Genomic DNA, 11,714 nt, shown 5'->3' on the forward strand with positions numbered 1-11,714 from the left:
AGATGGAAAGGATCTTGTTACAAACGGCCACACCAAGGCCTGTCTGCCAGCGGCAAAGGTTCACAGAATGATCGTTTCAATCACCAATGATTAAAACGATCAAAAACACTTGCATTTTATGATCGCTTTAATCATTGTGGATCTCACTAAGAATAAAACGAGAATCCCATCATGCAATTTCGCGGCATTATTCCAGCCCTGGTCACGCCCTTCACTGCAGATCAGCAGGTTGACCATCACGCACTCCGCGCTCTCGTCGAAAACCTTATTCAAGCTGGCGTGCACGGTCTGTTCGTGCTCGGCACCAATGGCGAGTTCTTCACCCTTTCAGAAGCTGAAAAGCTGGAAATCGCCCGCGTTACGGTTGAGGCGGCTGCCGGTCGCGTGCCGGTTGTGATTGGCACAGGTGCCTTTGCCACGCGCGAAGTGATTGAAATGAACAAAAAAGTGACGGACATCGGCGCAAATGCTCTTTCCGTCATCACGCCCTACTTCAATGCCATCAGCCAGAACGAGTTGATCAAGCATTACGAAGCCATCGCCAACGCGTCCAGCCTGCCCCTGATGATGTACAACATTCCGGCCAAGACCGGCATGTCCATTGGCATCGGCGCCGTTGCAGCGCTGCATCAACACCCGATGATCAAAGGCATCAAGGACAGCGCCGGTAACTTCGACGCTCTGGTGCAGATGATGAAATACCGCAGCGACGATTTTGCGGTCTTTGCCGGTACCGACTCACTGATCTATTGGAACCTGCTGGCCGGTGGCGACGGTGCGATTGCCGCGACCGCCAACGCGGTGCCGGATCTGGTCATGTCGATCTGGAACCATTTTCAGGCAGGCAACCACGACGCTGCGCGAGTTGCCCAGGAAGCGCTGCGTCCGCTGCGGGATGCCTTTGCCATGGGCACCATGCCCGTCGTGCTGAAAAAAGCCACTGAACTGCTCAATCTCCCGGTCGGACCTTGTCGCGCGCCGGTGCAGCCGCTGGATGCTGCTGCCGTGCAAAAACTGGAAACCCTGCTTGCGGTTTACCGCTGATTTGCCAGGAGACGCACCGATGTCGACCTATCATTTTCAAACCGTCAAACACGTGATTCATGGCCCTGGCAGCCTTGACCAACTGACTGAAAAACTGCCGCTGCTCGATACGCCTGTGCGCAGCGTTGTGCTGGTGACACAAAACGCCATGCACAACCTGGGCGTCACCGAAAAGGTAACTGCCCGACTGACAGCCGTCGGTATCGCCGTGCACATGATCGACAACGTCGAAATAGAACCGACGCTGGAAAATATTGAACGGGTTTTTCGTGAAGACGTTGCGCCTCATGCACCTGACGCCTTGATCGCCATTGGCGGCGGTAGCGTACTGGACGCCGCCAAGCTGTTTTCGGTCATGCTCACCAACGACACGCCATTGCGAGACCTGCTGGGCGTCGACAAGGTCAGCCATCCCGGCAAGCCCATGGTGCTGGTACCAACCACCTCGGGCACCGGCTCGGAAGTGACACCGAACGCTATCGTCACCCTGCCCGACGAAGAACTGAAGATAGGCGTCGTCAGCCGTCATTTGTTGCCTACGCTGGTCATCCTCGATCCACTGCTGACGCTGAGCTTGCCACGCAGCATCACTGCCGCGACCGGCATGGACGCTTTCGTGCATTCGCTGGAATCGTTCATCTCCACCAAGGCAAATCCGATCAGCGACGCCTTCGCGCTGGAGTCCATGCGTTTGATCGCGGGCAGCATTGTCGAGGCTTACCAGCAACCGGAATCGGTTAGCGCACGCGGCGACATGTTACTCGGTTCGATGTACGGCGGTCTGGCCCTGACCGCTGCCGGTACCGCCGCTGTGCATGCCATGGCTTACCCGTTGGGCGGCAAGTTTCACGTCACCCACGGCGTTGCCAACGCCATGTTGCTGCCGCATGTGATGGCCTTCAATCTGGACAGCTGCGCAGATCGTTTGAAACGCGCCGCCTGCGTTTGCGGTGTTGCAGAACAGCAGGACAGCGATGAAGTCGCCGCGCAGAAGCTGATTCAGCAGATTCGCCAATGGACCGCCACCCTGAACATTCCTCAGGATTTGCGTGAGTTCGGCGTCGGCGAAGAGCACTTGGCCGACATGGCAGTGGCCGCCTCCAAAGTCACCCGCTTGATGGCCAACAACCCCAAGGCGCTGAGCCTGACCGACATCGAAAACCTCTACCGGTGCCTGCTGCCATGAGTGCCGGGAATGTATCGGGCTTGTTGATCATTGCCGACGATTTGTCCGGAGCCGCCGATTGCGCAGCAGGTTTTGCCCGGCGCTTGTCGACCGAAATAGTCTTCGACGGCCACGACACGCCATCAAGCGCAGCAGTGGTCGCCATCGATGTCGATTCACGGCGACTTGACCCGGTAGCAGCCGCGCATGCCAATACCGCCATCGTGCAGCAGCGACAGTACGCCAGCCGAGCGCTCTACAAGAAAATCGACTCGACGCTGCGCGGCAATGTCGCGAGTGAAGTCGCCGCACTCCAGGCTCATTACGGCCTGGCGATTGTTGCGCCAGCCTATCCGGCAATGGGCCGTACCACTCGAGACTCGGTGCAGTTGATCAACGGCATCTCCGTAGCGTTGAGTGATGTCTGGCGCAATGAACACCTGACGGGCACCGGTAATCTGCTGGACAGCCTCAGCGCAGAAGGCTTGCGCTGTGTAGCCGTCGATATCGACACCGTGCGTGATGAAGCAGCATTGGCCAACGCCCTGGATCAAGCCTTGAAAAGCAAGGTGCAGGCGCTGGTTTGTGATGCCGTGACTGACACGGACCTGCAACGTCTGGCCCGCGCTACGGCACCGCTCCACCGTCAATTGTTCTGGGTAGGTTCAGCAGGCCTCGCCAGTCATCTGCCGCAAGCATTGGGGCTACCCGGCCCTGCCGACATAAAGGTGCAAGGCCGCTCACCCGTGCTGACCGTAGTAGGAAGTATGTCTGAGCACTCACAACAGCAGGCCGCCACACTGGCCGGGCGCAGCGGCTGTTTCTGTCTGGAAATAGACGCTGGCACGCTGCTTGATCCGGCAAACAATGAACAGCGCGAGCAACTCATCACCCTTCTCTATCTGCGCTTGGCCAATGGCGAAGACAGCCTGGTAACGCTGAGCCAACAACAGCGAGATCCCGGTGTTGCGGTGCTACTGAGTAGTGCGCTGGCCGAATGGCTTAAACCTGCCCTCGCCGTCACGGGTTCGTTGATCGCGACCGGTGGCGAAACCGCCCGCGCCATTCTCACTGCCGCTGGCATCAATCGTCTTGAAGTTCAGGGCGAACTGGCCCCCGGCGTCGTGCTTTCCTGTTCCGAAACAGGCTTGAACGTTGTGACCAAAGCCGGAGCCTTCGGCCAACCGGACACGCTGTTCACCGCCTGGCAACAGCTTCACGGCCGCAGCCCATCCATTGCGGACGCGCCCCACCATAAAAAGGAAATCCATCATGTCTGAACGTCCCGTGATCGGGATCACCATGGGCGATGCCGCCGGTGTGGGTCCGGAAATCATCATGAAAACCCTGGCCCATCAGTCGGTCTACGACAGCTGTCGGCCGCTGGTCATCGGTGATGCCAAACGCCTTGAAGATGCCAACCGAATCGTCGGTGGCAGCCTGCGGGTCAACAGCATCGCCTCCCCCGCCAATGCGCGCTTTGAAATCGGCACCGTGGACTGCATCGATCTGGGGCTGATCCCCGCCGACATGCCCTACGGCAAACTGTCGGCCGTGGCAGGCAACGCAGCGTTTCGCTATATCGAGCGCACTGTGCAGTTGACTGAAAGCGGTGAGCTGGATGCGATCTGTACCGCACCGCTGAATAAAGAAGCGCTGCACGCAGGTGGGCATATTTTCCCCGGTCACACTGAAATGCTCGCGCACCTGCTGGGCATCGAAGAAGTCTCAATGATGCTGATGACGCCGACCCTGCGAGTGATTCACGTCACCACCCACATCGGCATCATCGACGCTATCGCGAAAATCGAACCGGGACTGGTCAAGCGCACCATCGAACGCTGCCGGGAAACCCTGACCCGCGCCGGTATCGAAAACCCTTTGATCGCGGTCTGTGGCATCAACCCGCACGCGGGTGAAAACGGCCTGTTTGGCTATGGCGAAGAAGAAACCAAGATTCAGCCCGCCATCGAAGAACTGCGCGCCCGCGGCTGGCGTGTGGAAGGTCCGCTGCCCGCTGACACACTGTTCTTCCGTGCAGGTCGCGGTGACTTCGATGCAGTCGTTGCCATGTACCACGACCAGGGCCATGGCCCGGTAAAAGTCATGGGCCTGGAAGCCGGCGTCAACGTCACCGTTGGCCTGCCTGTTATCCGCACCTCGGTTGACCATGGCACGGCGTTCGACATTGCCGGTAAAGGCATCGCTGACGAACGCAGCCTGATCGAAGCCTTGCGCCAGGCCGTCGAGCTGGCGACCCGCAAGCGGGAGACACGCCAGTCGGTGGCTGTTTAAAGCCGCGCAATCTTTCAAACCAATCCCTGAAGTCCTCTGAAACAACGCGCCACAAAAACAACAACGGAGCGAAATGATGGAAACCTTCAACTCGCAGGACACTGCGATCATCATCGGCATGGTCGTCGTTTACATCGTCATTACCACCTGGATGAGCTTGCGTCTGCGCAGCAAGACCAGTGAGCAATACATGGTCGCTGCCCGAACCATGCCCGCCTTTGTCGTCGGCATCCTGATGATGTCGGAATTCATCGGCGCAAAATCCACCGTCGGTACCGCACAGGCAGCGTTTGAAAGTGGCTTTGCCGCTTCCTGGTCGGTGATCGCCGCCGCCATTGGCTTTCCGCTGTTCGGCCTGCTTATGGCCCGCAAGCTCTATAACTCGGGCGAATTCACTATTTCCGGGTTCATCGCCAAGAAATACGGCACCTCCACCAAGCTGGTCGTTTCGATCATCATGATCTACGCACTGCTGCTGGTGAACGTCGGTAACTACGTCAGCGGCGCAGCAGCGATTGCCACCGTGATGAAGATCAACCTGCCTACTGCGGCGTTTATCACAGCGATCATCAGCACCCTGTATTACGTGTTCGGCGGCCTGAAAAGCGTGGCCTACATGAGCATCCTGCATACCGCTGTGAAATACGTCGGCGTGATGATCGTGCTGTATGTGGCACTGAATCTGACGGGCGGCTTCACCCCGGTGATTCAGAACATGCCTGAGCACTACTTCACCTGGGATGGCGCCATCGGCGGCTCGAAAATCATGGCGTGGATCATCGGCACGGTCGGTGCGATCTTCTCCACCCAGTTCATCATCCAGGCGATTTCCTCGACGCCTGACTCGAAAGCGGCGCAGCGCTCGACCTTCTACGCATCACTGCTGTGCATCCCGATTGCGTTGGCCCTGGGTTTCATCGGGGTTGCCTCAAAATACCTGCATCCGGACATGGGCAGCCTGTACGCCTTGCCGGTCTTCCTGCAATCGATGAGCCCGGTATTGGCGGGTGTGGTGACCATTTCTCTGGTCGCCTCGATCTTCGTCAGTGTCAGCACCGTAGCGTTGGCCATTGCCTCACTGGTGGTCCGTGACTTCTATGTGCCGATGCGCAAACCTTCGGTGGATCGCGAACTCAAGGCCACTCGCTTCATCGCTCTGGTCATCGGCTTTGTACCGCTGTTCTTTGTGTTCTTCGTGCCTGAAATTCTCAACCTGTCGTTCTTCACCCGTGCGCTGCGCCTGTCCATCGCCGTCGTGGCCATGATTGCCATCTACCTGCCATTCTTCGGCTCGGGCCGCGGGGCGACGCTGGGCCTGATCGCCTCGTCCGTTACTACCAGCGCCTGGTATCTGCTGGATAACCCGTACGGCATCGATAACATGTACGTCGCGCTGGTCACTCCGGCCATCGTGATTGCTGTAGAGCGCCTGTTTCCGCAAGCGATCAGCCGCCGTCAGGATAAGCCCGGCAATGACAAACAAGAGGTCTCCCATGCCAATCAGTAATCAACGCCAGGACGCCTTCCTGCCAACGCCTTACGCGCAGAACCATGCTGCGAACCTTCACGAACTGGCCGATGGCACGGTGCTGTGCACCTGGTTCGCCGGAACCCAGGAAGGCATGGCCGATATTTTTGTCCTGCTGTCGCGCCGCGATCCACAGACGGGCGTATGGAGCGAACCGGAGAAACTGTCTCAGGACGATACCCGGTCCGAGCAGAACCCGATCTTGTTTCAAGCGCCGCAAGGGCCTTTGTGGTTGATCTGGACCGCGCAGGTTTCCGGCAATCAGGAGACGGCAATCATTCGCCGTCGCCTGTCGGAGGATCAGGGCAAGACCTGGGGCCCGGTGGAAACCCTGTTCGATGAACCGGGCACCTTCGTGCGCCAGCCGCCGGTGGTCCTGGATAACGGCGACTGGCTCTTGCCGGTCTGGTATTGCATCACCCTGCCCGGCGAAAAATGGGTCGGTAATCACGATGTCAGTGCAGTGATGATTTCCAGCGATCAGGGGCAAAGCTGGTCGCGCCATGACGTCCCGGACAGCACCGGCGCCGTGCACATGAACGTTCATCAAGTGGCCGACGGCAGCTTGCTGGGCCTGTTCCGCAGCCGCTGGGCCGACTCTATCTACAGCAGCCGCTCTAACGATCGCGGCCGTAGCTGGAGCGTACCGGTCGCCACCGAACTGCCGAATAACAACTCTTCGATTCAGTTTGTGCGGCTGATCAGCGGCGAACTGGCGCTGGTCTACAACCCGGTCAGCGCCGAAGGCCACAGCCAGCGCCGGGCTTCGCTGTACGACGAAATTGAAGATGAAGGCGATGACCGCGTGACACCGGGCCAGACAGCGGATGGCAAAAGCGCAGTGTGGGGTATCCCGCGTGCGCCCATGAGCCTGGCGCTGTCCCACGATGACGGACGCAGTTGGCCGGTGCGTCTGGACCTGGAGTTGGGGGATGGCTTCTGCCTGACCAACAACTCACAGGAAAAACTCAATCGTGAGTTTTCCTACCCGAGCATTATTCAAGCTCGCGATGGCAGCCTGCATGTGGCGTTCACGTATTTCCGACAGAAGATCAAGCATGTGCATTTGCCGCTGGCGGCAGTGCGCTGAATGGCATTAGCCGCCTACAAAACAAACCCAACATTCTGAGTTGAAATGCATTCCCTGTAGGAGTGAGCTTGCTCGCGATGGCGTTAGATCAGGCGATAATTTATCGACAGAAAAATCGAATCGCGAGCAAGCTCACTCCTACAGGACCCGCGTGTATGACGGAGCGGCACCTTTTATGACCCCGACAAAAACCGCCGTACTGACCGGCGTCAGTTCCGGCATCGGCATGGCCATTGCTCAGCGCTTGCTGGCCGAAGGCTGGCGCGTGCATGGCCTGAGTCGCCGCCCTACCGATATCGATCACCCACTCTTCCGCTGGACTGAATGCGACCTGAGCGATTTGCACGCGCTTGAACAGGCCTTGCAGCCAGTCGACACGCTGGACGCGATTGTTCACGCGGCAGGTTTCATGCGCACCGCGCCGCTAGGTCAGTTGAATCCGGACGATGCTCAAGCGATGTGGCAGGTCCATGTGGCGGCGGCCAGCCATCTGGTTAACACCCTGCACGGCAGGCTGCGTCCGGGCGCAAGAATCGTGATGATCGGCAGCCGCACCATGCAAGGCGCCAACGGACGCAGCCAGTACGCCGCGACCAAAGCGGCGCTGCAAGGCATGGTGCGTTCCTGGGCCATGGAACTGGCACCTCAGGGCATCACGGCCAACCTGATTGCTCCCGGCGCGACTGAAACGCCAATGTTGCTGGACCCGGCCCGCAGCGGCACCCCGCCCAACAAGCCGCTCATTGGCCGCTTTGTGCAGCCGTCTGAAGTCGCCGGAATGGCGGCGTTTCTGCTCGGCCCCGATGCCGGAGCCATCACCGGACAAAGTCTGGTGATCTGTGGCGGCGCTTCGCTATAGACTCGCCGGTTCTGCGGTTGCATTGCACCGCGGTTTAATGTGATAACCCCTTTCTCCTCGTTCACTACCAAGGCTGTTCATGAAAGTCGCAAATCGCCGTCAATCGATACTGGAACTGGTCCTTTCAGGAAAGTCGAACGTCGATGAACTGTGCGCCCAACTGGGCGTATCGGAAGCCACGGTGCGCCGGGACCTGACCGCTCTGGCGGAAGAAGGTCTGGTGATCCGCACCTATGGCGGCGCCGCTCACGTAGGCATGCGCGAACCGGAAACCTCGGTAGAAGAACGCCGCCAGCAACACAGCCAGGAAAAGACCGTCATCGCCCGTGCCGCGCTGGCGCACATTCAGGATCACGACACGCTGTTCCTTGAAGGCGGCACCACCACCAGCGCACTGGCTCAGCTACTCAATCAGCGTCGCGGCCTGCACGTCATCACCAACAACCTCATGGCGCTGGCTGATCTTGCGCTGATTCCTGAAGGACGCATCACCGTGCTGGGCGGTGACTTGCGCAGTGCGAGCATGTCGACGTACGGCGTGACGGCACAGGCCGCCCTTGAGCACCTGAGCGCTGACAAGGTTTTCCTGAGCGCCGATGGCGTGGTGGCCGAACTGGGCCTGTGCGAAGCCAGCGCAGAGCAGGCTTACCTCAAAGAAACCATGATCGCCCGCGCTGCCCACATCTATGTGCTGGCCGACGCCACCAAGCTCGGCCGCGCGCGCCAGCAACACTGGACGCCGCTGCGTCAGCCGTGGACGTTGATCACTCATGAACTGGATGACCCATCGTTGCTGGCGCCGTTTCAGTCGCGGCGCTCGATCACGGTGGAAATCGCCCGCCTCTGACGTTTCTATCTGGAGCTCGCCGGAATGCTGTCCCAAGCGGGTTCAGGGGCAAAGCGTTGCGCGAGAAAATCGAGCATGGCCCGCATGGCTGACGACATGTGCTTGCGGGAGGCATACACCGCAAAGATACCCAACTCCATCGGCTGATACGCCTCCAGCAGTGCCACCAGTTGCCCTTGTTGAATCAACGGGGCCGCGAGGTAAGTCGGCAACAACGCCACGCCTGCACCACACAGCGCAGCCTGCATTGTGGTGATCGCATCATTACTGCTGAGATTCCCCTTCACGGCGACACTGTGTGGCAGGTCGTTGCGTGTGAAGTGCCAAAGGCTGTGGCTGTGATAGGAATGCGTCAGGCAGTTATGCAGCGTGAGGTCTTCGACCACCCTAGGCATTGAGTGCCGCTTCAGGTAGTCCGGCGAGGCACACACCACTGAGCGGCAGGTCGTCAGGCGTCGTGCGATCAGATTAGCGTCCAGCTCATTGGTGATCCGAATCGCCAGATCCATGCGCTCATCTACCAGATTGACGGTGCGATCCAGGAGCACCATATCGACGCTGACTTGCGTATAGCGCCCGACGAAATCAGTCACCGCGTGCATCAGTTGCGCCTGCCCGAACGAGGTACTGGCGGTCACGCGCAGCAATCCTTTGGGTTCATCTTCTGGAGCGGCAACGACGGCACGCATGTCTTCAGCCAGATCAAGCATTCGCCGACATAAAGGCAAAACTTCAGCCCCGGCTGCGGTGAGGTTCAGGCGTCGGGTGGTGCGGTGCATCAAACGGGCACCCGTCCAGTCCTCCAGTTCGGCAAGGAATCTGGAAATCACCGGCCTTGATAATCCGAGCTTGTCCGCCGCTGCGGTCTGGCTTCCGCAATCCACGACTGTTACAAAAGCCTGCATTGCCGCCAATTTATCCATGATTCGACCGATTTCAGAAACAAACTTGCGTCCAATCTAGCGTTTTTCGCTCTATAAATCTCAACTAACCTGCCAGCTCCTTACTCAGGCCATGATGGAGCTCGACATGATTTCGCTGTCTGCACGACGTTTATTAGCGGCTTTTGCCCTGCTCGGTTTCACCGGTACAAGCCTGGCCGCACAGCCACTCAAACTGGACATCTACAACCCAGGGGAAGAAGCTATCTTTCCGGTTTCGTCGGTTCTGGTGACGGGCAAGAAGGATGCGGTTCTGGTTGATGCGCAGTTTTCCAATACGCAGGCCGATCAGATCGTCGAAAAAATCCGCAAGAGCGGGAAAAACCTGACGACGATTTACATCAGCCATGGCGACCCGGACTTCTATTTCGGCCTGCAAACCATCACAACGGCCTACCCAAAGGCCAAGGTTGTGGCCAGTGCCCAGACCATTGCGCATATCAACGAAACCAAGGATGCCAAGCTGGCTTACTGGGGACCCAAACTGGGTGCAGGCGCGCCGGACAAAGTCATCGTGCCTGAAGTACTACAGGGTAATGAGCTGACGCTTGAAGGTCAGAAGCTGCAAGTGGTTGGCCTGGACGGTCCTCAACCCGACCGCAGCTTCGTATGGATCCCGTCGATCAAGGCCGTAGTCGGCGGCGTGGTGCTGTCCAACAACATTCATGTGTGGATGGCTGACACCCAGAGCGCCAAATCCCACCAGGACTGGCTGGCGACCCTGGCGACAATCGAAAAACTCAAACCAGCGACTATCGTGCCGGGTCACTTCCTGCCGGGCGAGCTGACCGCACTGCAATCACCGAACTTCACAGCCAGCTACATCAAAACCTTTGATGCCGAAACCGCCAAGGCCAAAGACTCTGCCGCACTGATTGCCGCGATGAAAGCGCACTATCCGAAACTGGCGGATGAGTCCTCGTTGGTGCTGAGCGCGAAAGTGGCCAAGGGTGAGATGAAGTGGTGAGTGAGCCGATTAGCGTCACTTATCTTTTCGATCCCCTGTGTGGTTGGTGCTATGGAGCATCGCCGACACTCAAGCGTCTCGAAGCGCTGGAAGAGTTCAGCGTTACGCTCTCTCCTACCGGCTTATTTGCCGACAGCAACTCGCGCCCGATGGACGCTGGTTTCGCTGATTTTGCCTGGTCCAATGATTTGCGCATCGGCACGTTGACCGGTCAGCCTTTCAGCGAGGCTTATCAACGTCAGGTACTTGAGGATCACACCCGCCGATTTGACTCAGGGCCGACAACGCGTGCACTCAGCGCGGTGGCGATGACTGAGCCGTCGCGGGAGCTGGAGGCCTTGGCGGCCATACAACGTGGCCGCTATGTTGAGGGGCTGGACATCACCAGTCTTGAGGTACTTGCCCGCACTCTCGGGAGCAGGGGATTGAATGAGGCCGCCGGCCTGTTGCTTGCGCAGGATGATGGGTTACTGAGTCATTCCCGTGAGCGGGTCAAGGTAGCGCAGGGGTTAATGGCTCAGATGGGCACGAGCGGTGTTCCTGCGCTTGTGATCGGGACAGGCAAGGGAAGACGCCTGATTAGCTCGAATACACTGTTTGGCAGTTGGGAGGGCTTGCTCAAGGATTTGCGTGCCCATAAATAGGCCGCTGGTGCAGCACTGTCTAGCCGTAAACGAATAACCTGTAGGAGTGAGCTTGCTCGCGATAGCGTTTTATCAGATTGGATTTTCTTTATTAATAAATTGCTATCGCGAGCAAGCTCACTCCTACAGGTCCAATGTTTGCTGCGAGACATAGCGGCTCTATGGTCATCACGGGTGCTCCCCACATGAAAGGCATTTCAATTAAGAAGGCTGCATTTGCCAGGGGGGCTAGCCGCGAGGGCAGCGTACCTGAACATAAAAATCAGGCAAAAAAAAGCGACCCGTTAAGGTCGCTTTTCTTCGCTTCAAGGAGTTCAAGGGCCTCGAAGCTATG

11 protein-coding genes are annotated in these 11,714 nt (G+C 58.4%); 10 read left to right on the forward strand and 1 reads right to left on the reverse strand.

What is annotated here, in order from left to right; translation table 11 throughout:
* Positions 1 to 171 precede the first annotated feature (171 nt).
* From dapA to AUC61_RS18875, 8 genes are all read left to right on the forward strand, one after another.
* The gene (gene dapA, locus AUC61_RS18840) at positions 172 to 1,044 is read left to right on the forward strand and encodes a 4-hydroxy-tetrahydrodipicolinate synthase (protein WP_243247685.1); all 873 of its coding nucleotides are present in this window, start codon (positions 172 to 174) and stop codon (positions 1,042 to 1,044) included.
* A 19-nt stretch (positions 1,045 to 1,063) separates the two neighbouring features.
* Positions 1,064 to 2,230, forward strand: a complete 1,167-nt coding sequence (locus tag AUC61_RS18845; RefSeq protein WP_243247686.1) for an iron-containing alcohol dehydrogenase — start codon at positions 1,064 to 1,066, stop codon at positions 2,228 to 2,230.
* The gene (locus AUC61_RS18850) at positions 2,227 to 3,489 is read left to right on the forward strand and encodes a four-carbon acid sugar kinase family protein (protein WP_243247687.1); all 1,263 of its coding nucleotides are present in this window, start codon (positions 2,227 to 2,229) and stop codon (positions 3,487 to 3,489) included. The genes AUC61_RS18845 and AUC61_RS18850 overlap by 4 nt, the downstream gene beginning before the upstream one ends.
* Entirely contained in the window at positions 3,482 to 4,504 is a 1,023-nt protein-coding gene (pdxA, locus tag AUC61_RS18855) for a 4-hydroxythreonine-4-phosphate dehydrogenase PdxA (RefSeq protein ID WP_243247688.1), read from the forward strand. The genes AUC61_RS18850 and pdxA overlap by 8 nt, the downstream gene beginning before the upstream one ends.
* Positions 4,505 to 4,580: 76 nt before the next feature.
* A complete protein-coding gene (locus AUC61_RS18860; RefSeq protein ID WP_243247689.1) occupies positions 4,581 to 6,011 on the forward strand; it encodes a sodium:solute symporter family protein in 1,431 nt (476 codons plus the stop codon).
* Positions 5,998 to 7,122 (forward strand): sialidase family protein, encoded by a 1,125-nt coding sequence (locus AUC61_RS18865; RefSeq protein ID WP_243247690.1) that lies wholly within the window; start codon positions 5,998 to 6,000, stop codon positions 7,120 to 7,122. Before AUC61_RS18860 ends, AUC61_RS18865 begins: the two co-directional genes overlap by 14 nt.
* A 175-nt stretch (positions 7,123 to 7,297) precedes the next feature.
* Entirely contained in the window at positions 7,298 to 7,981 is a 684-nt protein-coding gene (locus tag AUC61_RS18870) for an SDR family NAD(P)-dependent oxidoreductase (RefSeq protein WP_243247691.1), read from the forward strand.
* A 79-nt stretch (positions 7,982 to 8,060) separates the two neighbouring features.
* Complete coding sequence (locus tag AUC61_RS18875; RefSeq protein WP_243247692.1) at positions 8,061 to 8,828, forward strand: DeoR/GlpR family DNA-binding transcription regulator; 768 nt, start codon at positions 8,061 to 8,063, stop codon at positions 8,826 to 8,828.
* A gap of 5 nt (positions 8,829 to 8,833) precedes the next feature.
* On the opposite strand, the gene AUC61_RS18880 is transcribed toward AUC61_RS18875, so the two are convergent.
* On the reverse strand, positions 8,834 to 9,751 hold the full coding sequence (locus tag AUC61_RS18880; protein ID WP_243247693.1) for a LysR family transcriptional regulator: 918 nt from the start codon (positions 9,749 to 9,751) through the stop codon (positions 8,834 to 8,836).
* Between the two features lie 106 nt (positions 9,752 to 9,857).
* Between AUC61_RS18880 and AUC61_RS18885 the strand changes: the two genes are divergently transcribed.
* Together AUC61_RS18885 and AUC61_RS18890 are read left to right on the forward strand one after the other, a co-directional pair.
* The gene (locus AUC61_RS18885) at positions 9,858 to 10,736 is read left to right on the forward strand and encodes an MBL fold metallo-hydrolase (RefSeq protein ID WP_243247694.1); all 879 of its coding nucleotides are present in this window, start codon (positions 9,858 to 9,860) and stop codon (positions 10,734 to 10,736) included.
* On the forward strand, positions 10,733 to 11,380 hold the full coding sequence (locus AUC61_RS18890; protein ID WP_243247695.1) for a DsbA family protein: 648 nt from the start codon (positions 10,733 to 10,735) through the stop codon (positions 11,378 to 11,380). Before AUC61_RS18885 ends, AUC61_RS18890 begins: the two co-directional genes overlap by 4 nt.
* The last annotated feature ends 334 nt before the right edge of the window (positions 11,381 to 11,714 follow it).

Source organism: Pseudomonas maioricensis, from assembly GCF_022790535.1.
In the GTDB taxonomy this organism is placed as follows: domain Bacteria; phylum Pseudomonadota; class Gammaproteobacteria; order Pseudomonadales; family Pseudomonadaceae; genus Aquipseudomonas; species Aquipseudomonas maioricensis.